Genomic DNA, 17,841 nt, shown 5'->3' on the forward strand with positions numbered 1-17,841 from the left:
GCCCTGGCCCATGAGCTGGGCCTGGCCGATGCGGCGGACGAGCCGGCCGCAGAGCGCGCCGCCCCGGCGCCCGCCGAAACCCTGCGCGAAGTTGTGCGCGAAGTCGTCGTCGAGAAGATCGTCGAAAGGCCAGCCGCGGCCGTGCCGACCTTGATCGTCGACAAGCCGCTGCGCTCCGGCCAGCGCATCTATGCCAAGGGCGGCGACCTGGTCGTGCTGGCCCTGGTCAACCATGGCGCCGAAGTCATTGCCGATGGCAGCGTGCATGTCTACGCGCCGCTGCGCGGCAAGGCCATTGCCGGGGCGCGCGGTGATACCTCGGCACGCATCTATGCCCAGAGCCTGGAGGCGGAGCTGCTGTCGATTGCGGGCATCTACCGCACGACCGAGAACCCGCTGCCGGCCGATGTGGCGGGCAAGCCGGCCCAGGTCTTTCTGGAAGGCGAGAAGCTGCTGATGCAGCCGCTCGCTTTCTGAATCCGATTGAGTTGAACGAACAGGAAAGCTCCAGATGACCAAGATCGTCGTCGTCACCTCCGGCAAGGGCGGGGTCGGCAAGACCACCACCAGCGCGAGCTTCGCCACGGGGCTCGCAATGCGCGGCCTGAAGACCTGCGTCATCGATTTCGACGTCGGCCTGCGCAACCTGGACCTCATCATGGGTGTCGAGCGCCGCGTCGTCTACGACCTGATCAATGTCGTCAACGACGAGATCAAGCTGACGCAGGCGCTGATCAAGGACAAGCAGCTCGACAAGCTCTACATCCTGGCCGCCTCGCAGACGCGGGACAAGGATGCGCTCAAGCAGGAAGGCGTGGAGCGCGTGCTCAACGAGCTCAAGGCGATGGAGTTCGACTACATCGTCTGCGACTCGCCGGCCGGTATCGAGACCGGCGCGCTGATGGCCATGCACTACGCCGACGAGGCGCTGGTGGTCACCAACCCCGAGGTCTCGTCGGTGCGCGACAGCGACCGCATCCTGGGCATGCTGAGCAGCAAGACCAAGCGCGCCATCGAGGGCGGCGAGCCCGTGAAGGAGCACCTGCTCATCACACGCTACAACCCCAACCGCGTCGAAGGCGGCCAGATGCTCAGCCTGGACGACATCCACGAGATTCTGCGCACGCCGCTGATCGGCGTCATCCCCGAGAGCGAGAGCGTGCTGCAAGCGTCCAACCAGGGCACGCCGGCCATCCACCTGGCCGAGACCGATGTGGCCGAGGCCTACAAAGACGTCGTTGCGCGCTTTCTGGGCGAAGACAAGCCGATGCGCTTCACCGAGGCCGTCAAGCCGAGCTGGTTCAAGCGCGTCTTCGGCGGCAAGTGAAGGAGACCATGCAATGGGATTCCTGAACTTCTTCCTCGGTGAAAAGAAGAGCTCGGCCAGCGTCGCCAAGGAGCGCCTGCAGCTCATCCTGGCGCACGAGCGCAATGGCCGCAGCTCCAGCCCCGACTACCTGCCACAGCTGCAGCGCGAGCTGGTGGCCGTGATCAGCAAGTACGTGTCGATCAACCCCGACGACATCAAGGTGCACATGGAACGCCAGGGCGACCTGGAGGTCCTGGAAGTCAAGATTGAACTTCCCGAGACCGGCGGCCGCTAACGCGCCTACCGCGCGGTGCGAGCCTGCTCGCGCCGCATGAAGAGGTAAAGGCTCTCCACCTTCGCGCGCGCCCACGGCGTCTTGCGCAGGAACTTCAGGCTGGACGCCACGCTCGGGTCGATGCGAAAGCACTTGATCTCGATGCGCTGGCCCAGTTCGGCCCAGCCGAAATGCTCGACCAGCGCGGTCACGATGGCTTCCAGCGTGAGGCCGTGCAGTGGGTCCTTGGACGTGGTCGTCGTGTTCATTCGTGCGTGAACTGGTCTGAGTTCTTGCCCTTGTACTGGGCGTAGTAGCGCTTGATCTCGGTCATGTCGGCATCGACGTCGCCGGTCGGTCGGAAGATCGGGCCGAGACCGACGAGCTTGCGTGGGTAGTCCATATAGGCCATGACGATGGGCAGCTCCGCCGTGACGGCGATCCAGTAGAAGCCGGTCTTCCAGTAGATGGTCTTGCTGCGCGTGCCCTCGGGCGGCACGATGAGCTGGACCGGGCCGTCGGCAGCCCGCAGTGCCGCCGCAGAAGCTTCAACCAGGTTGTTGGACTTGCTGCGGTCCACCGGGATGCCGCCCAGCCAGCGCATCAGCCCGCCGAACGGGAAGCGGAAGATCGAGTCCTTGCCTATCCAGTAGGGCGTCAGCCGCAGCGCGAAGGCGGCGAACAGGGTGTAGGGCAGGTCCCAGTTGCTGGTGTGCGGCGCGGCGATGAAGACGCTTTTGCGCGCCTGCGGCAGCAACTCGCCCTGGACCGTCCAGCCGGCCAGCTTCAGCCAGGCGATTGACAGGCGCCGCAACAAGGTACTGACCCCCGGGGTCGTGAAGATGGTGCGATGCATGACCTGGATTATCCGAGGCTGATGCGGTTCGGTCCTCGCATCGTGCAGCCTGTCGCAGCCCGGTTTGTCTTGGCGCAAGGACTCGGCGATGCTGCGGCGTTTGCAACCCACCGGCCCACAGAGCATGCGCAATCCAAACATCCCGGTCACCGTCCTGCTGCCAGTCCTCGCCCTGTTGATTGGCGCGACCCATGCTGGCCAGCCGGCCACGCCCGCCGCGATGGCGGCCTATGCCGACAAGCTGCTGGACGAGCAGAAGCTCAACCGCGACGGTCCCGGCCTGACGGTGCTGGTCGCGCGCGGCGACCAGCTGCTGTACAAGGGCGCGCGTGGCATGGCCAGCATCGAGCTCGGCGTGCCGATGCAGCCCGACCAGCTGATGCGCGTCGGCTCGGTCACCAAGCAGTTCGCCGCCGCCACGCTGCTCAAGCTGATCGACGAGGGCAAGTGCAGCTTCGACGATCCGCTGTCGAAGTACCTGCCCGACTATCCCAACGGCAGCAAGATCACGCTGCTGCAGTTGCTCAACCACACCTCGGGCGTGAAGAGCTATACCGGCATCTCCGGCTACATGCGCAACCAGATCCGCCGTGACCTGAGCACGGCGGAGCTGATCGGCGAGTTCAAGGACCTGCCGGTGGACTTCGCGCCCGGCGAGAAATGGGCCTACAACAACTCCGGCTATGTGCTGCTCGGCGCCGTCGTCGAGGCCATCTCGGGCAAGAGCTGGCACCAGGCGCTGGACGACGCCCTGCTCAAGCCGGCACAGATCGGCACCGTCCACTACCAGGCGGGCGACAAGCTTTTCAAAGGCCTGGCCCAGGGCTACACGCTCAACGGCCAGCGCGAGGTCGCGCCGGCTGGCTTCCTCAGCATGACCCAGCCCCACGCGGCCGGCGCGCTGATCGGCAACACCGAGGGCCTGTGGCGCTGGAACCAGGCGCTGCACGGCGGCAAGCTGATCAGCCAGGCCAGCTACGACCGCATGACCGCGCCCGAAGGCCCGGCCAAGCCGCGCCACTACGGGTTCGGCATCGGCACGGACAGGCTGCGCGACCAGAGGGTGCTCACGCACGACGGTGGCATCAACGGCTTCTCGTCGTCGCTGAGCTATCTGCCGGCCAGCCAGGTCACCGTCGCCATCCTGCGCAACAGCGACGCCCCCGGGTTCGCAACTGGCTTGATGGCGCGCAAGCTCGCGGCCTTCGCCATCGGCGCGCCCTTTGCCGATCAGAAGCCGGTGGCCGTGCCGGCGGAGCAGCTCAAGGGCGCCGAGGGTGTCTACACCCGTGAGGACAAGGCAACCCGGACGCTGCGCGTGCAGGATGGCGTCTTGCTGAGCCAGCGCAGCGGCAGCGGTATGGCGGCGCTGATTCCGCTGGGCATGGACCGCTTCGCCTTCCCCGACTCGCTGAGCGAGCTGCGGGTCGAGCGCGGTGCCGACGGCAAGGCAGCGGCGCTGACTGTCTTCAACAACGGCGACAGCGACGGCGAGCGCTGGACGCGCAGCGGCGAGCTGGCCGCCGAGAGCGCCTACCTCACGCTCAGTCCGGCGCAGATACAGCCATTGCTGGGGGACTACAGCGCCCCGCAGTTCGCCATCAAGGTCTTCGTCGACGAAAAGGGCGTGCTGCGTGGTCAGGCGCCAGGGCAGCCTTCATTCGCGCTGCGGGCGCGCACACCGCGTCAGCTCCATGTGCCCGAAGTCGATGCCAAGCTCGACTTCAGTGCCGAAGAAGCTCAGGCCGCATCGGTGACGCTGCTCCAGGCCGGCAAGAGGCTGGTCATGCCCCGCAAGTGATCGTCACATCGCTGCGCGCCTCGGCGACGCAGGGCAGGACGAAGCCGTCGGCCTTCTCCTCGGCCGACAGCCCCGGCCAGGGTATGCGGTGCTCGATGCGCCCTTCGACGACGCGCGAGATGCAGCTGCGGCAAGTGCCCGCGCGGCAGGACCAGGGCAGCTTGACGCCAGCGGCCAGGCCGGCCAGCAGCAGCGTCTGGTCGGGCGCGGCGGAAAAGGTCTCGCCGCCGGGCTGCAGCGTCACCAGGAATGTCTCGGACATGACCGGCATCATGCCGCCCCGCCGTTAGCATGCGCGCGCTGACCCGCAAGGTCAGCAGCGTTCTCAGGGCGGGGCGGAATTCCCCACCGGCGGTATGCGCCCGAAAGAGCGCGAGCCCGCGAGCGCCTTCGCCGCTGCGCGGTGGAGGGTCAGCAGACCTGGTGCGATGCCAGGGCCGACGGTCACAGTCCGGATGAAAGAGATCGCGTGGCGAAAACGCCGAACGAGTCCCTTGCGGGCTGCGCATCCCTGCTTTGGGCGCTGCAGCGTTGCAAACCCTCGCCATGGATGGCTATGGCTCCGGTTTGCGCCTTGCAGTTCATCCCAAACCAGGGCGCGCCGCCTCGCCCGGGACCCGGCCGGCGTTTCCCGGCGCTTTCCGTGTGAGCGGAGAGGGCCGCTGCTGCGTGCGCTTGCCCTGATTCAGGAAAACCGTCTTTCAAGAGGACACCATGAATCAGACCCTCCCCAGCTTCAATCTGACCCGCCTGCCACGCGTGGCCATCCTGGCCGCCAGCTGGCACAAGGACATCGTTGGCGTTGCCGTCTCGGCCATCCGACACGAGTTCGGCCGATGTCGAATCCCTGCCGAGCAGGTCACCGTCGTCGACGTGCCCGGCGCCTTCGAGATCCCGCTGCATGCCAAGCGCCTCGCGCTCACGGGCCGCTTCGACGCCGTCATCGCCTGCGGCCTCGTCGTCGATGGCGGCATCTACCGGCACGACTTCGTCGCCCAAGCCGTCATCAGCGCGCTGATGCAGGTGCAGCTGGACACCGACGTGCCGGTGTTCTCCGCCGTGCTGACGCCGCACCACTTCCATGAGCATGGCGAGCACAAGCGCTTCTTCGCCGAGCATTTCTCCACCAAGGGCGTCGAGGTGGCGCGTGCCTGCCTCGCGACAATAGCGAGCTTGGACCAGATCAAAGCGCAGGCTGTCTGACCTGCTGTTCGCGCAGCGCACCCAAATGCGCTGCGCCTCATTCCCCACTGCATGCTTGCCGCCCGCTACCTTGCCGGTTATCCGCCCGAACTGATTGCCCAGGCCGAACAGCTGCGCCTGGACGGGCGCCTGGCCGACCACATCGCCCGCCGCCTGCCCGAGCGCCATGAGGTGCGCAGCGACGGCGCGCTGTTCGACTATGTGCAGGCGCTGAAGGCCCGCCACCTGCGCAATGCCGAGCCGTTGAACTTCGTCGGCTACGACGCCAAGCTGCGCGTGCTGCAGCAGGCGCTGGGCACGCATACCCGCCGCACGCAAGTGCAGGGCGCCAAGCTGAAGATGCGCCGCGAGATCCGCGTCGCCGCGCTATTCAAGCAAGCGCCCGCCGCGCTGCTGCGCATGATCGTCGTGCACGAGCTGGCGCATCTGCGCGAGCTGGAGCACAACAAGCCCTTCTACAAGCTCTGCCAGCACATGGAGCCGGACTATTTCCAGCTGGAGTTCGATCTGCGGCTCTACTTGATGCAGCTGGAGCAGTCCCAATGATTCTGCTGGCCCCGATGGAAGGCCTGCTCGACCACATCCTGCGCGACGTGCTGACGCGGGTCGGGGGCGTGGACCGCTGCGTGTCCGAGTTCATCCGCGTGACCGACCAGTTGTTGCCCAGCCGCGTTTTCACGCGCATCGTGCCGGAGCTGAAGAGCGGCGGCCGGACGGCGGCTGGCGTGCCGGTGCACCCGCAGCTGCTCGGCTCCGACGTGACCTGCCTGGCCGAGAACGCGGCGCGCCTGGCCGAGCTGGAGCCCGAAGGCATCGACCTCAACTTCGGCTGCCCGGCCAAGTGCGTCAACCGCCACCGCGGCGGCGCCGTACTGCTCGACGAGCCCGAGCTGATCCACGCAATCGTCTCCGCCGTGCGTCGCGCGGTGCCTGCTGGCGTGATGGTGTCGGCCAAGATGCGCCTGGGCTACATGGACGACAGCAAGACGCTGGACGTCGCCCGCGCCATTCATGCGGCCGGCGCCCAGGAGATCGTCGTGCATGCCCGCACCAAGGCCGATGGCTACAGGCCGCCGGCCTACTGGGAGCGCATCGCCGCCGTGCGCGAAGCGGTGCCCATCACCATCATTGCCAACGGCGAGATCTGGACCGTCGAACATGCCGAGCTGGCCCGCGAGCGCAGCGGTTGCGAGCACCTGATGCTGGGCCGCGGCATGGTGGCCGACCCGGGCCTGGCGCTGCGCGTCGCCGGCCAACGGGCTGAGTCGGTGCCGTGGGCCGAGCTGTTGCCGCTGATGATGGTCTTCTTCGATCAGGTCCGCGGCCATGTCGCCGCCAAGCACCAGGGCGGTCGGCTCAAGCAATGGCTGCACTACCTGAAGCGCGCCTACCCGCAGGCGCAGGCCGCCTATGCCGAGCTGCGCACGGTCAACGATCCGGACGAACTGGCACGCCGCTTGTTGGCCTAGTACTGCAGCTTCGGAGACCAGTTTTGCCGCGCCCCTCGGGCGTCGGGTCCAGGACGGACCACAGCAACGCGATGTCCGGTGCGTCGCGCGCGGCCATGGTGCGATCAGCCACGGCCGCTCGACTTGCAGGCGTGGGGCCTACAAGGCCTCGCTCATCCAGGTCAGCCCGGTTGCTTGGTAATGCGCAGATAGGGCTTGGGCGCCTTCCAGCCGCCGGGGAACAACGCCTTGGCGTCCTCGTCGGAGACCGAGCCCGCGATGATCACGTCGTCGCCCTGCTTCCAGTTCACCGGCGTGGCCACCTTGTGCCTGGCGGTCAGCTGCATGCTGTCCAGCACGCGCAGGATCTCGTCGAAGTTGCGGCCCGTCGTCATCGGGTAGGTCAGCATCAGCTTGATGCGCTTGTCCGGCCCGACGATGAAGACCGAGCGCACGGTGGCATTCGTCGCAGCCGTGCGGCCCTCGGACGTGCCCTCAATCTCGGCCGGCAGCATGTTGTAGAGCTTGGCGACGTTGAGGTCGTGGTCGCCGATCATGGGGTATTTGGGCAGGTGGCCCTGGGTCTCCTCGATGTCGGCCGCCCAGCGGTGGTGGTTGTCGACCGGGTCCACCGACAGGCCGATCAGCTTGGCGCCGCGCTTGGTGAATTCGGGCTCGATCTTGGCCATGTAGCCCAACTCGGTCGTGCACACCGGCGTGAAGTCCTTGGGGTGGGAGAACAGCACGGCCCAGCTGTCGCCGATCCAGTCGTGGAACTTGATTTCGCCTTGCGTCGTCTGGGCGATGAAGTCGGGGGCGATGTCGTTGATGCGCAGGGACATGGCTCGCTCTCCTGGGGATGGTGGGGAGGTGAATGATAGGAAGGCGGCAAGCCCATGTTGCGCATGAGCTTGTTCGGAAAACGCCTATGCGCCGAACGTGGCCCGGTAGGCCCGCGGCGCCAGCCCCAGGCGGGCCTGGAAATGGTGGCGCAGCGCCTGGACACTGCCGAAGCCAGCCTGCGCCGCGACCGCCTCCACCGTCAGCGCGCTGGCCTCCAGCAGCCGCTGTGCCTCGGCCACACGTTCGGCGGTCAGCCAGTCGCCCGGGCTCTGCCCGGTCGCCTCGGTGAAGCGGCGCAGCAGCGTGCGCGGGCTCGTCGCGCTGGCGGCGGCCATGCGCGCCAGCGTCCAAGGCGCGCCGAGGTCGGCGCGCATCTGCGCCATCAGGCCGGCGAGCCGGTTGCCGTGGTCGCGCGGCACCGGCCGTTCGATGAACTGCGCCTGCCCGCCGCCCCGGTGGGCCGGCATGACGAGGCGGCGCGCGACGCTGTTGGCCGCCGCCACGCCGAAATCACTGCGCACCAGGTGCAGCATCAGATCGATCCCCGCTGCGCTGCCGGCCGAGGTGAAGACGCGGTCCTCCTCGACGTAGAGCACGCTGGCGTCCACATCGATGGCCGGGTGGCGCGCGCGCAGCAGCTCGGCATAGCGCCAGTGCGTGGCGGCGCGCCGGCCGTCCAGCAGGCCGGTGGCGGCCAGCACGAATGCGCCCGAGCAGATCGACGCCAGGCGTGCGCCGCGCTGCCAGGCCCGGCGTAGCCGTCCTGCCAACGCGTCGGGCACCGGCACGTCGGCGCACTTCCAGCCGGCCATGACGATGAGGTCGGCCTTGTCGAGCAGCTCGATACCGCCATCGCTCGTGACGGTCAGCCCGCCGTGCGCACGCAACGGACCGGGCTCGATGGCGGCACTGGCGAAGCGGTACCAGCCCGGCCCCATCTCGGGCCGCGCCAGGCCGAAGATTTCGGCGGCGATGGCGAATTCGAAGGTGCACAGGCCGTCGTAGACCGGCGCCACGACAAGCGGCCCTGGGGTTGCCACGTTTGGCGTGATCTTGGTGGTCTTGGTCATTTCAGCCAATTGTGGCCCGGGCCCGGCAAGGCGACCATGGCCCATCTTTCCAGCGGAGCCCGCCATGCCCTCTCACGTCGCCGCCGTTCCCGCCGCCCCGCCGGCCCAAGCCGAGGCCCATTTCGCCGCCGAGTTCAGCTTCGAGACCGACTGCTGGGACGTGCACGACGCGCTCGCCGGCACGCCCGACTTCGTGCTGCTGGACGTTCGCTCGGCCGAGCTGTTCGCCCGCGGCCATGTGCCGGGCGCCATCCACTTCCCGCACGGCAAGCTGGTCCAGAGCAAGCTCACCGCCTGGCCGATGGACACGCTGTTCGTCACCTACTGCGCCGGCCCGCATTGCAACGGCGCCGCGCGCGGCGCGCTGCGGCTGGCGCGGCTGGGCCGGCCGGTGAAGATCATGGCCGGTGGCATCACCGGCTGGCTGGACGAGGGCTTCGCGCTGGCAACGGGCTGAGCGGCGGCGCGGCTAGCATGTCGCGATGAAGATCCTCATGACCCTGTTGGCCGCCGCCTGCGTCACAAGCGCCGCCCTGGCCCAGACCGCAGCGCTCAGCCTGGAACGCATCACCGCCGACCCGCCGCTCGCCGGCCGCCTGCCGCGCCAGGCGGAGATTTCGCCCGGCGGCCAATGGGTCAGTTTCCTGCGCCCGTCCGCCACCGACAGCGAAGTGCTGGAGCTGTGGGCCCAACCCGCCGCCGGCGGCGCGCCGCGCAAGCTGGTGGCGGCAGCCGACCTGCTCGGCAGCGCCGACCAGCAGCTCAGCGAGGCCGAGAAGATGGCGCTGGAGCGCCAACGCATCACGCAGCGGGGCATCACCGGCTACCAGTGGTGTGGCGCCGGCGACAGCGCGCTGCTCTTCCCGCTGTCGGGCGACCTTTACCTGGTGCGCCTTGGCGCCAGCGGTGCACAGGCGACGCGCTTGACCGATACGCCCGATGCGCCCAAGCGCGACCCGCGCTGCGCGCCAGACGGCAGGAGCCTGGCCTATGTGCAGGGCGGCAACCTCTTCGTGATGCCGCTTGCGGGCGGCGCCCAGCCGCGCCAGCTGACGACCGACGGCAGCGACATCGTCTCCTGGGGCCTGGCCGATTTCATCGCCGCCGAGGAGCTGGGGCGGCAGCGCGGCTACTGGTGGAGCAGGGACGGCAAGGCGCTGCTGGCCTTGCGCGTCGACGAATCCGGGGTGGCCGTCAAGACCCGCGCGCAGATCTTTGCCGACCGCACGGCGATGACCGAGCAGCGCTACCCCGCAGCCGGTGAGGCGAACGCCAAGGTCGCGGCCTTCGTCATCGACGCGGTGACGGGCGAGCGCCGCGCACTGCCGTTGCCGGCGACGGCCGAGTACGTCAGCCGCGCTGGCTGGTTTGCCGACGGTACGCCCTGGCTGCAGTGGTTCACGCGCGACCAGACGCGGCTCACGTTGACGGAATTCAAGGCGGCCACGGCGCCGCGCGACATCACCGTCGAGACCGACCCCGCCTGGGTCGAGGTGCATGATGACCTGTTCGAGACGCCGCGCGGCCTGCTCTGGTCCAGCGAGGCCACGGGCCGCCGTCAACTCCTGCTGATCGACCGCGCCAGCGGCAGGCGCACGCCGCTCACGCATATGCCCGAGCCGGTGGCGCAGTCGGTTTGCGTCGGCGAGCGTGGCGTCGTCTTCACCGCCGCGACCGACCGCGGCAAGGGCCAGGAGTTGTATCTCGTGCCGCTGGCCGGCGGCAACGCGCAGGCCCTGCCCGGCGCGGCCGCACGCCACAAGCGCGACGCCAAGGCGGATGTCGGCTGCAGCCACCTGCTCATCACCCGCTCCGCCTGGGGCCAGCCGCCGCAGCTGGAACTGCGCAGCCTCGGGGGTGGCGGCGTCATCGCGCTGGCGGGCGATGCGCCTGCCGCCGAGCTGATGGCCTATGCCAACACGCCGTTGGCGCTGGACCTGACGGCGGGCGACGGCCACACGCCGCTGAACGCCTTCTTCTTCGCGCCGCAGCCCAAGCGCGACGGCAAGCATCCCGTCATCGTGCTGGCCTATGGCGGCCCGGGTGCCTCCACCGTGCACTGGGGCTGGGGCCGCGACATGCCGTTGATCGCCTACTGGCAGCAACGCGGTTATGGCGTGCTGACGCTGGATGTGCGCGGCATGGAGCATCGCGACCGTGCCTTCACGCGCGCCCACCACCGCGCCTTCGGTCAGGTCGAAGTGGCCGACCTGTTCGCAGCCGTGCGCCAGCTGCCCGGCCGCGTGAGCAGCGTGGATCCGGCGCGCATCGGCTTCTTCGGCTGGAGCTATGGCGGCTACCTGGGCGCGCGCGCCATGCTGGACGCCGACACGCCCTTCGCCGCGGCCGTGGCCATCGCGCCGGTGACGGACTGGACGCTCTATGACACTGCTTACACGGAGCGTTATCTCGGCATGCCCGAGGGTGGCAAGGCGGCCGCCTATGCCCGCGCCAACCTCACCACCCGCGCCAACCTGCTCAGCAAACCCCTGCTGCTGGTGCACGGCACGGCCGACGACAACGTGTTGTTCGAGCACACGCTGCGCCTGGTGGAGGCGCTGCAGAACGCCGGCAAGACCTTCGACCTGCAGATCTACCCCGGCAAGGCGCATGGCATCGCCGGCCGTGCGGCGCGGCTGCACCTGTATCGCACGATGGATGTCTTCTTCGAGCGGCACCTGAAGCCCGTGCCATGAGCCTCGTCTATTCCACCGAGCTGGGTCGCGTCTGCCCCGGCTGCGGCCAGGCGGTCGCGCAGTGCACTTGCAAGGCCAAGGCGCGCCCAGCGGGCGACGGCAGCGTGCGCATCAGCCGCGAGACGGCCGGCCGCAAGGGCAAGGGCGTCACTGTCATCAGGGGCCTGCCGCTGGACGACGCGGCGCTGGCTGCGTGCGCCAAGCAGCTCAAGGCGCTGTGCGGTAGCGGCGGTACGGTCAAGGACGGCGTCGTCGAGATCCAGGGCGACCATCTCGACAAGCTGCTGGCCTGGCTGAAGGCGCGGCCCGAGGGCTGGACGGTCAAGCGCGCCGGTGGTTAGGCTGCCCCTGAGCGGACGCCCGTGAAAACCTGGAGGGCCGGCAGCCGGCTCGGCGGGTACATTGCCGCCCGATAAATCGAAGGGAGAGAAGAAGATGACGGCAACATTGCGCGCGCTGCTCGCCAGCGTGCTGATCTGCAGTGCCTCGCTGGGCGCTTCCGCTGCGGAACGCAACCTCGCGCCGGCCTTCCAAGGCCTGCCAAAGGCGGCCCGCCTCGTGCTGATGCCCGTGGACGTCGAGCTGTACTCGATGTCGGCCGGTGGCGTGAACGAGCCCAAGGCGGACTGGACGACCAACGCCCAGCAGCACATGAAAGCCGAACTGGTGCAGCGCACCCGCAGCCTGGGCCTGACCACCGAGGTCATGGACGACCGCGCCGCCGACGAGTTCGCCGAACCGATGGCCCTGCACGCGGCCGTCGCCCGCTCCATCGCGCTGCACCACTCGACGGGCGGCGCCTGGGCGCTGCCGACCAAGGGCGGCAAGCTGGACTGGAGCTTCGACGACGCGCTGCACGACCTGAAGGCCAGGAGCGGCGCGGACTACGGCCTCTTCATCTGGGTCCGCGACAGCTATGCCAGCGCCGAGCGCAAGCTCGCCATGGTGGGCCTGGCCCTGCTGGGCGTTGGCATCACCGGCGGCGCGCAGGTGGGCTACGCCTCGCTGGTCGACCTGAACAGCGGCCGGGTGCTGTGGTTCAACCAGCTCGCACGCGCCACCGGCGACCTGCGCGAACCCAAGGAAGCCGCCGAATCCATCGACGTGCTGCTGACCGGCTTCCCAAAGCCCCGATGAGCCCCCTTCGCCGCGCTGGAGCGGCCGCATGAAGCGCCGCGCGCTGATCGGCTGCGCGCATTGCCTGGCGCTGTCCAGCCTGCTGGGCCCGGCCGCCGCGCGCGCCCAGGGCCAGAGCTGGGCCGCGCCGCAGCGCTTCGAGCGCCCGGATGTGTCCACCGACGAAGGTGGCTTGTGGGCGCTGATGGATCGCGAGGAGACGCGCCTGCGCCGCAGTCCGTTCATGCTGCGCGACGCCGCCCTGCAGAAGTACCTGCAGGACATGGTGGCCAGGCTCGCGCCCGCGCACGCAGCCGACATGCGCGTCTACCCGGTGCGCACCCCTTTCTTCAATGCCAGCATGGCGCCCAACGGCATGATGCAGGTCTGGACCGGGTTGCTGCTGCGCGTGGACAACGAGGCGCAGCTGGCGGCCGTCATCGGCCATGAGATCGGCCACTACCTGCAGCGCCACACGCTGGAGCGGCTGCGCGACGCCAAGTCGCGCTCGGCCTTTGGCATGTTCCTCGGCATGTTCGGCCTGGTCGGCCTGGTGGGTCAGCTCGTCACGCTGGCCGGCGCCTTCGGCTTCTCGCGCGACCAGGAGCGCCAGGCCGACCAGATCAGCGTCACGCTGATGCGCCAGGCCGGCTACGACACGCGCGAGGCCGCCAAGGTGTGGGAGAACCTGCGCCTGGAACTGGTGGCTGCACATGGCGGCGACCCGAGCGAGCGCAGCCCGCTGTTCGCCTCGCATCCCGGCTCGGTCGAGCGCGCCGTGGTTTTGCGCGAGCTGGCCTTGAGCGACGCAGGCGGCCACCTGGGCGAGGAGGAGCACCGCCGTGTGCTCGCCGGGTTGCAGGCGCGCATGCTGGACGACGAACTCAAGCGCGGCCAGACCGGCGAGACGCTGGCGCTGATGGACCGGCTGATCGGCCGGGAGCCCGGGCGCGCCGACCTGCTGTACGCCCGCGGCGAGGCGCGCCGGCTGCGCGGCAGCGCCGATGACCTGGATCTGGCGCTGGCAGACTTGGAGCGCGCCGTGGCGCTGGGCGTCGAGCCAGCGGAGACGCACCGCTCGCTGGGTTACCTGCACCTTGGCCGCAACCAGTCCGAGCGCTCGCGCGAGGCCTTCGCGCGCTACATCGAGAAAGCACCCGCCGCGCCCGATGCGGCGTTGATCAAGAGCCTGCTGTGAGGAGGAAGAAGACCATGCAACCATCCACCCCTATCCGCGGCCGCGTCGCCGCGCTGGCCCTGAGCCTGCTGCTGGCCGCCTGCGCGGCGCCCGTCAGCCGCGTGGAGGTCGGCGAGGTCGTCATCGGCAAGCGGCTGGCCGTCCAGGTCGACGCGGCCTGGAACCAGTTTGGCGGCGGCCTGACCGCGGGCGTGCCGACCTGGACGATGGAAGGCATCACCATCGACGCGCTGCGCTTCTACACCGACATCAAGGACGGTCAGAACTTCGGCCCGAACAACCCGCCCAAGGGCCGCCAGCCGCTGGTCTTCAAGGCTTCGATGCAGACGGCGGACATCGTCGCGATGTTCCAGTCACTGCAGACCCAGGACGGCTCCAGCTTCACGCTGGACAAGCTCGAGCCGGCCCAGTTCCTCGGTGGCGCCGGTTTCCGCTTCGAGTATTCGAGCGTGCGCAAGGTCGACGAAGTGCCGCTCAAGGGCGTCGCCTATGGCCGTGTCCGCGACGGCGAGCTCTTCCTCGTCAGCTACAGCGCACCGCGCCTGGTCTTCTTCCCGCGCTATCAGCCGCGCGTCGAGAACCTGATCAAAAGCGTGAGCCTGCGCGGCTGATCCGCCGCCGGGCCTACTGTCCCATCTGGCGTGCCTTCTGGCGTGCCATATAGGCGTTGTGGGCCAGCTCGCGCTCCCGCTGCTGGCGCGCCTCGCGCGTTTCCCAGTCGCCGCAGCTGAAGTAGGAGCCGCCGAACAGCCAGCCCGTGAGGCTGGAGCCGTCGATGGCGCGGCCCTCGCCGCCAGTGCAGACCATGGCGGCCTTGGAACTGCTCTCCGCCATCAACGCCGACTGCACGAGCATGGAGCGCGACATCAGCACCGACGCCGGCATGCCCACGGCCAGCAATATGCCGCCGATGACCACGCCCTTCGCCCAGCGCGGTACGCCCTGCGTTGCCTCCGCTGCGACGGGTGCGACGGGGTGCACCTGGGGGCGCTGGTGCGGCACGGTGGCCGTGAAGGTCGTCGCCTGCGTCACCGTGCCGGTGCGCGAGCCTTCGCGGCCACCGCCCCCTGCGCCGCTGAGCAGGCGGTGCGGGGCAGGGTCGGACGGTGTGGAGGAGGGCGTGGCGGTGGGCATCCGGTGCGCTGGCGGACAAGGCGAATGGCATGCTATTGAGTCGTTATCGGTGAGATGTCAGCAATTGCAAGCTTGCAGGCGCCGGGGCGCGGAACTGCGCAGCAAGTCACAGCCTCGACAATCCACGTATGACCGATATCGCTTTCTCTACCCTGCCGCTGAGCCCCGCCATGCTGGCCAACCTCGACCAGCTTGGCTATGCGCAGATGACGCCCATCCAGGCGGCCAGCCTGCCGCTGGCGCTCGCCGGCCGTGACGTCATCGGTGAGGCGCAGACCGGCTCCGGCAAGACGGCCGCCTTCGCCATTGCGCTGCTGCACCGCCTGGACACCGCTCAATCGCGCGTGCAGGCCCTGGTGCTGTGCCCAACGCGCGAGCTGGCCGACCAGGTCACGCAGGAGATACGCCGCCTGGCCCGCGCGGCCGACAACATCAAGGTGCTGGCGCTGTGCGGCGGCAGCCCGATGAAGCCGCAGATCGAGAGCCTGTCCTTCGGCGCCCACATCGCGGTGGGCACGCCGGGCCGCCTGATAGACCACCTGGAGCGCGACACGCTGGACCTGAGCGGGCTGAACACCCTGGTGCTGGACGAGGCCGACCGCATGCTGGACATGGGCTTCCTGGACGACATTAAGGCGATTGCCAGGCGCGCGCCGGCCAAGCGTCAAACGCTGTTGTTCTCGGCCACCTTCCCCGAGGGCGTGGGAGAGATCGCCGCCAAGTTCATGCGCGAGCCGCAGACCGTGAAGGTCGCCGGCTCGACGAGCGCTGCGGCGTCCACCATCCGGCAGATCGCCTTCGAGGTGACCGAGGACCAGCGGCTGGACGCCGTGCCGCGCCTGCTGCGCGCCTTCCGCCCGGAGTCGGCCATCGCCTTCTGCAACACCAAACAGCAATGCCGCGACCTGGAGGCCGTGCTGGCCGGCCAGGGCTTCATCGCGCTGGCCCTGCACGGCGACCTGGAGCAGCGCGACCGCGACCAGGTGCTGATCCAGTTCGCCAACCGCAGCGCCACCGTGCTGGTGGCCACCGACGTCGCGGCGCGCGGCCTGGATATCGCCAACCTGGCCTGCGTCATCAATGTCGACATCAGCGCCGACGTCGAGCAGCATGTGCACCGCATCGGCCGCACCGGCCGCGCCGGGGCCGAAGGCCTGGCGCTGAGCCTGGCCAGCCTGGACGAGATGGGCCGCATCGGGCGCATCGAGCTGCTGCAAGGCGAGGAGTTCAAGTGGCAGCCGCTGGCCGACTTGACCGACGCCCCGGGCGGTCCGCTGCTGCCGGCCATGGACACGCTGCAGATCCTCGGCGGGCGCAAGGAGAAGATCCGCCCCGGCGACATCCTCGGTGCGCTGACCGGCGAGGCCGGCTTTGCCGGCGCGCAGATCGGCAAGATCAATGTCACGGACTTCCACAGTTATGTTGCGGTGCAGCGCGACATCGCCGCCGAGGCCGTGCGGCGGCTTTCGGCGGGCAGGCTCAAGGGCCGCAAGGTCAAGGTCAGACGGCTGGCCGACCTCGCGGACTGAGGTCGAAACCTAACGCGGAACCTAGGGAGAGTCGAGTATTCCCGAGGCTGCGCGGCAGGGCTACATTGAACCCTCGCTCCCCGGTCTTGCTCCCTATGCACAGACGCTACCTGCTCAAAGGAATGCCTGCCTTGCTGGCCGTGATGGCCGTGATGGCCGGGCCGGCACGCGCGCAGGAGCTGACACTGACGCTGCGCGCACCGGACAGCGAGACCGACCTGCGCAATGCCTACGTCCGCGACGCGGTGCAGCTCGCGCTCGACAAGACCCGCGCCAGCGACGGCCCTTACCGGCTGCAACTGTCGGCGTCCATGAACAAGCGGCGCGCGCTGCTGGAGGCCGCGCAGCAGGCGGCGCCCAACTTCCTGGTCGTCACCGGCCCGGAGGCCGGGCGTGCCGCCGGCCTGGTGCCTGTGCTGTTCCCTATCCATCTCGGCGTGAACCGCTACCGCGTCTGCTTCGTGCACGCGCCTCAGCGAGCCCTGGTGCGCGAGGCCGGCACACTGAGTGCAGTGGCGCGGCTGCGCCATGTGCAGGGCCGCGGCTGGGCCGACGCCGACATCCTGCGCACCAACGGCTTCACGGTTGCCGAGGTGAACACCTACGAGGCGCTGTTTCAGATGGTGGCCCTGGGCCGCGCCGACCTGTTTTGCCGCAGCGTGCTGGAAGTGGGCCAGGAGGTGCAGGCCCATCTCGGCCTGATGGGCGACAAGGGACTGGCGCTGGACGACAGCCTGCTGCTTGCCTACGACCTGCCGCAATACATCTACACCCACCCCGGCAACCATGTCGCCGTCGAGCGCATCACCCGTGGCCTGCGCCTGGCTTTTGCCGACGGCTCGCTACAGGCCTTGCTTCGCCAGCACCTGCAGCCTTCACTGGCAATGCTGAACCTCTCGCAACGCCGGTTGATGACGCTGAGCGTGCCAAGCCCGGCCATCGTCGAGATGAATGACCGGCCCTTCCAGATCGACTTGCTGCGCACACTGCGTTAGCTGTCAGGGGCAACCGCCCCGGTGTGACATCTTGGCGCCTGGGCAGTCAAGCGAGGGGGCGGGGGGCCGTGGCCGCGACCTTTTCACGCGCAGCGACGGGAGCTGGCGCCTAGTCTTCAAGCAAGACGAGGTGCCCCATGAACTCACGCCCCATGCCCCTGATGAGCGACGACTACGAGCTGAGGTTCGAATCCCTGTTCCAGGCCGGCCGCGCGCTCGCCTTTCCTTGCGACTCGCGTGGCGGCGTCAGGATGGATTCGTTGAGCGACCGGGCGCGGCAAAACTACCTGTTCGCCCGCGCCGTCGTCGGCCGCGAATACGCCACGCCCATCGTGCTGCGCTGCGGTGGTGCGCAGGACCACTGACCGC

At 68.9% G+C, this 17,841-nt stretch carries 22 protein-coding genes and 1 riboswitch; of the genes, 16 read left to right on the plus strand and 6 right to left on the minus strand.

Annotation, left to right across the window (positions count from 1 at the left end; all coding sequences use genetic code 11):
- The 3 genes from minC to minE form a co-directional block, all read left to right on the plus strand.
- Positions 1 to 477 (plus strand): septum site-determining protein MinC (minC, locus tag ACT6S0_RS09845; RefSeq protein WP_444763724.1); only part of this gene is annotated, 477 nt, incomplete at its 5' end.
- A gap of 34 nt (positions 478 to 511) precedes the next feature.
- A complete protein-coding gene (gene minD, locus ACT6S0_RS09850) occupies positions 512 to 1,327 on the plus strand; it encodes a septum site-determining protein MinD (protein WP_444763725.1) in 816 nt (271 codons plus the stop codon).
- A gap of 13 nt (positions 1,328 to 1,340) precedes the next feature.
- Positions 1,341 to 1,604, plus strand: coding sequence for a cell division topological specificity factor MinE (minE, locus tag ACT6S0_RS09855; protein ID WP_444763726.1), 264 nt, complete (start codon positions 1,341 to 1,343; stop codon positions 1,602 to 1,604).
- A gap of 5 nt (positions 1,605 to 1,609) precedes the next feature.
- Here minE and ACT6S0_RS09860 read toward each other — a convergent pair whose 3' ends face one another.
- Both ACT6S0_RS09860 and ACT6S0_RS09865 read right to left on the minus strand, forming a co-directional pair.
- Positions 1,610 to 1,852 carry a VF530 family protein gene (locus tag ACT6S0_RS09860; protein ID WP_444763727.1) on the minus strand — a complete coding sequence of 81 codons (243 nt, stop codon included), beginning with the start codon at positions 1,850 to 1,852 and terminating at the stop codon, positions 1,610 to 1,612.
- Positions 1,849 to 2,439: a lysophospholipid acyltransferase family protein gene (locus tag ACT6S0_RS09865; RefSeq protein WP_444763728.1), complete on the minus strand. Its 591-nt coding sequence runs from the start codon at positions 2,437 to 2,439 to the stop codon at positions 1,849 to 1,851. Before ACT6S0_RS09865 ends, ACT6S0_RS09860 begins: the two co-directional genes overlap by 4 nt.
- Positions 2,440 to 2,527: 88 nt before the next feature.
- Between ACT6S0_RS09865 and ACT6S0_RS09870 the strand changes: the two genes are divergently transcribed.
- The gene (locus ACT6S0_RS09870; RefSeq protein ID WP_444763729.1) at positions 2,528 to 4,240 is read left to right on the plus strand and encodes a serine hydrolase domain-containing protein; all 1,713 of its coding nucleotides are present in this window, start codon (positions 2,528 to 2,530) and stop codon (positions 4,238 to 4,240) included.
- Here the strand turns inward: ACT6S0_RS09870 and ACT6S0_RS09875 are convergent.
- Entirely contained in the window at positions 4,224 to 4,502 is a 279-nt protein-coding gene (locus tag ACT6S0_RS09875; RefSeq protein ID WP_444763730.1) for a 2Fe-2S iron-sulfur cluster-binding protein, read from the minus strand. The genes ACT6S0_RS09870 and ACT6S0_RS09875 overlap by 17 nt on opposite strands.
- Positions 4,503 to 4,557: 55 nt before the next feature.
- Positions 4,558 to 4,711: riboswitch (FMN riboswitch) on the plus strand.
- A gap of 243 nt (positions 4,712 to 4,954) precedes the next feature.
- Here ACT6S0_RS09875 and ACT6S0_RS09880 point away from each other — a divergent pair.
- From ACT6S0_RS09880 to ACT6S0_RS09890, 3 genes are read left to right on the plus strand one after another with little or no spacing between them, the layout of a single operon-like run.
- Positions 4,955 to 5,443 carry a 6,7-dimethyl-8-ribityllumazine synthase gene (locus ACT6S0_RS09880; RefSeq protein ID WP_444763731.1) on the plus strand — a complete coding sequence of 163 codons (489 nt, stop codon included), beginning with the start codon at positions 4,955 to 4,957 and terminating at the stop codon, positions 5,441 to 5,443.
- 51 nt (positions 5,444 to 5,494) lie between these two features.
- The gene (locus ACT6S0_RS09885; protein WP_444763732.1) at positions 5,495 to 5,989 is read left to right on the plus strand and encodes a M48 metallopeptidase family protein; all 495 of its coding nucleotides are present in this window, start codon (positions 5,495 to 5,497) and stop codon (positions 5,987 to 5,989) included.
- Positions 5,986 to 6,912 carry a tRNA dihydrouridine synthase gene (locus ACT6S0_RS09890; protein ID WP_444763733.1) on the plus strand — a complete coding sequence of 309 codons (927 nt, stop codon included), beginning with the start codon at positions 5,986 to 5,988 and terminating at the stop codon, positions 6,910 to 6,912. Before ACT6S0_RS09885 ends, ACT6S0_RS09890 begins: the two co-directional genes overlap by 4 nt.
- 161 nt (positions 6,913 to 7,073) lie before the next feature.
- On the opposite strand, the gene ACT6S0_RS09895 is transcribed toward ACT6S0_RS09890, so the two are convergent.
- A complete protein-coding gene (locus ACT6S0_RS09895) occupies positions 7,074 to 7,733 on the minus strand; it encodes a peroxiredoxin (RefSeq protein ID WP_444763734.1) in 660 nt (219 codons plus the stop codon).
- Between the two features lie 84 nt (positions 7,734 to 7,817).
- A complete protein-coding gene (gene ftrA / locus ACT6S0_RS09900; protein ID WP_444763735.1) occupies positions 7,818 to 8,804 on the minus strand; it encodes a transcriptional regulator FtrA in 987 nt (328 codons plus the stop codon).
- Positions 8,805 to 8,868: 64 nt separating this feature from the next.
- Here ftrA and ACT6S0_RS09905 point away from each other — a divergent pair, with 64 nt between their 5' ends.
- The 6 genes from ACT6S0_RS09905 to ACT6S0_RS09930 all read left to right on the plus strand — a co-directional run bounded on the left by ACT6S0_RS09905 (position 8,869) and on the right by ACT6S0_RS09930 (position 14,425).
- The gene (locus tag ACT6S0_RS09905) at positions 8,869 to 9,261 is read left to right on the plus strand and encodes a rhodanese-like domain-containing protein (RefSeq protein ID WP_444763736.1); all 393 of its coding nucleotides are present in this window, start codon (positions 8,869 to 8,871) and stop codon (positions 9,259 to 9,261) included.
- A gap of 25 nt (positions 9,262 to 9,286) precedes the next feature.
- Positions 9,287 to 11,500: an alpha/beta fold hydrolase gene (locus tag ACT6S0_RS09910; protein ID WP_444763737.1), complete on the plus strand. Its 2,214-nt coding sequence runs from the start codon at positions 9,287 to 9,289 to the stop codon at positions 11,498 to 11,500.
- Positions 11,497 to 11,841 (plus strand): translation initiation factor Sui1, encoded by a 345-nt coding sequence (locus ACT6S0_RS09915; protein WP_444763738.1) that lies wholly within the window; start codon positions 11,497 to 11,499, stop codon positions 11,839 to 11,841. Before ACT6S0_RS09910 ends, ACT6S0_RS09915 begins: the two co-directional genes overlap by 4 nt.
- Before the next feature lie 94 nt (positions 11,842 to 11,935).
- Positions 11,936 to 12,637 carry a hypothetical protein gene (locus ACT6S0_RS09920; RefSeq protein ID WP_444763739.1) on the plus strand — a complete coding sequence of 234 codons (702 nt, stop codon included), beginning with the start codon at positions 11,936 to 11,938 and terminating at the stop codon, positions 12,635 to 12,637.
- Between the two features lie 28 nt (positions 12,638 to 12,665).
- On the plus strand, positions 12,666 to 13,814 hold the full coding sequence (locus tag ACT6S0_RS09925) for a M48 family metalloprotease (RefSeq protein ID WP_444763740.1): 1,149 nt from the start codon (positions 12,666 to 12,668) through the stop codon (positions 13,812 to 13,814).
- A 14-nt stretch (positions 13,815 to 13,828) separates the two neighbouring features.
- The gene (locus tag ACT6S0_RS09930) at positions 13,829 to 14,425 is read left to right on the plus strand and encodes a hypothetical protein (RefSeq protein WP_444763741.1); all 597 of its coding nucleotides are present in this window, start codon (positions 13,829 to 13,831) and stop codon (positions 14,423 to 14,425) included.
- Positions 14,426 to 14,438: 13 nt separating this feature from the next.
- Here ACT6S0_RS09930 and ACT6S0_RS09935 read toward each other — a convergent pair whose 3' ends face one another.
- Positions 14,439 to 14,948 (minus strand): hypothetical protein, encoded by a 510-nt coding sequence (locus ACT6S0_RS09935; protein WP_444763742.1) that lies wholly within the window; start codon positions 14,946 to 14,948, stop codon positions 14,439 to 14,441.
- Between the two features lie 128 nt (positions 14,949 to 15,076).
- Between ACT6S0_RS09935 and dbpA the strand changes: the two genes are divergently transcribed.
- The 3 genes from dbpA (at position 15,077) to ACT6S0_RS09950 (ending at position 17,837) form a co-directional block, all read left to right on the plus strand.
- Positions 15,077 to 16,477 carry an ATP-dependent RNA helicase DbpA gene (dbpA, locus tag ACT6S0_RS09940; protein WP_444763743.1) on the plus strand — a complete coding sequence of 467 codons (1,401 nt, stop codon included), beginning with the start codon at positions 15,077 to 15,079 and terminating at the stop codon, positions 16,475 to 16,477.
- Positions 16,478 to 16,599: 122 nt separating this feature from the next.
- Positions 16,600 to 17,472 (plus strand): hypothetical protein, encoded by an 873-nt coding sequence (locus ACT6S0_RS09945; protein WP_444763744.1) that lies wholly within the window; start codon positions 16,600 to 16,602, stop codon positions 17,470 to 17,472.
- A gap of 137 nt (positions 17,473 to 17,609) precedes the next feature.
- Positions 17,610 to 17,837 (plus strand): hypothetical protein, encoded by a 228-nt coding sequence (locus tag ACT6S0_RS09950; RefSeq protein WP_444763745.1) that lies wholly within the window; start codon positions 17,610 to 17,612, stop codon positions 17,835 to 17,837.
- The last annotated feature ends 4 nt before the right edge of the window (positions 17,838 to 17,841 follow it).

Source organism: Roseateles sp., assembly GCF_052436255.1.
GTDB lineage: Bacteria > Pseudomonadota > Gammaproteobacteria > Burkholderiales > Burkholderiaceae_C > Pelomonas.

Coding starts and splice junctions, on each gene's coding strand:
- ACT6S0_RS09905 (WP_444763736.1), top strand. CDS start 8,869: ATGCCCTCTCACGTCGCCGCCGTTCCCGCCGCCCCGCCGGCCCAAGCC.
- ACT6S0_RS09875 (WP_444763730.1), bottom strand. CDS start 4,502: ATGTCCGAGACATTCCTGGTGACGCTGCAGCCCGGCGGCGAGACCTTT.
- minD (WP_444763725.1), top strand. CDS start 512: ATGACCAAGATCGTCGTCGTCACCTCCGGCAAGGGCGGGGTCGGCAAG.
- ACT6S0_RS09860 (WP_444763727.1), bottom strand. CDS start 1,852: ATGAACACGACGACCACGTCCAAGGACCCACTGCACGGCCTCACGCTG.
- dbpA (WP_444763743.1), top strand. CDS start 15,077: ATGACCGATATCGCTTTCTCTACCCTGCCGCTGAGCCCCGCCATGCTG.
- ACT6S0_RS09915 (WP_444763738.1), top strand. CDS start 11,497: ATGAGCCTCGTCTATTCCACCGAGCTGGGTCGCGTCTGCCCCGGCTGC.
- ACT6S0_RS09865 (WP_444763728.1), bottom strand. CDS start 2,439: ATGCATCGCACCATCTTCACGACCCCGGGGGTCAGTACCTTGTTGCGG.
- ftrA (WP_444763735.1), bottom strand. CDS start 8,804: ATGACCAAGACCACCAAGATCACGCCAAACGTGGCAACCCCAGGGCCG.
- ACT6S0_RS09950 (WP_444763745.1), top strand. CDS start 17,610: ATGAACTCACGCCCCATGCCCCTGATGAGCGACGACTACGAGCTGAGG.
- ACT6S0_RS09910 (WP_444763737.1), top strand. CDS start 9,287: ATGAAGATCCTCATGACCCTGTTGGCCGCCGCCTGCGTCACAAGCGCC.
- ACT6S0_RS09945 (WP_444763744.1), top strand. CDS start 16,600: ATGCCTGCCTTGCTGGCCGTGATGGCCGTGATGGCCGGGCCGGCACGC.
- minE (WP_444763726.1), top strand. CDS start 1,341: ATGGGATTCCTGAACTTCTTCCTCGGTGAAAAGAAGAGCTCGGCCAGC.
- ACT6S0_RS09930 (WP_444763741.1), top strand. CDS start 13,829: ATGCAACCATCCACCCCTATCCGCGGCCGCGTCGCCGCGCTGGCCCTG.
- ACT6S0_RS09880 (WP_444763731.1), top strand. CDS start 4,955: ATGAATCAGACCCTCCCCAGCTTCAATCTGACCCGCCTGCCACGCGTG.
- ACT6S0_RS09895 (WP_444763734.1), bottom strand. CDS start 7,733: ATGTCCCTGCGCATCAACGACATCGCCCCCGACTTCATCGCCCAGACG.
- ACT6S0_RS09920 (WP_444763739.1), top strand. CDS start 11,936: ATGACGGCAACATTGCGCGCGCTGCTCGCCAGCGTGCTGATCTGCAGT.
- ACT6S0_RS09935 (WP_444763742.1), bottom strand. CDS start 14,948: ATGCCCACCGCCACGCCCTCCTCCACACCGTCCGACCCTGCCCCGCAC.
- ACT6S0_RS09890 (WP_444763733.1), top strand. CDS start 5,986: ATGATTCTGCTGGCCCCGATGGAAGGCCTGCTCGACCACATCCTGCGC.
- ACT6S0_RS09885 (WP_444763732.1), top strand. CDS start 5,495: ATGCTTGCCGCCCGCTACCTTGCCGGTTATCCGCCCGAACTGATTGCC.
- ACT6S0_RS09925 (WP_444763740.1), top strand. CDS start 12,666: ATGAAGCGCCGCGCGCTGATCGGCTGCGCGCATTGCCTGGCGCTGTCC.
- ACT6S0_RS09870 (WP_444763729.1), top strand. CDS start 2,528: ATGCTGCGGCGTTTGCAACCCACCGGCCCACAGAGCATGCGCAATCCA.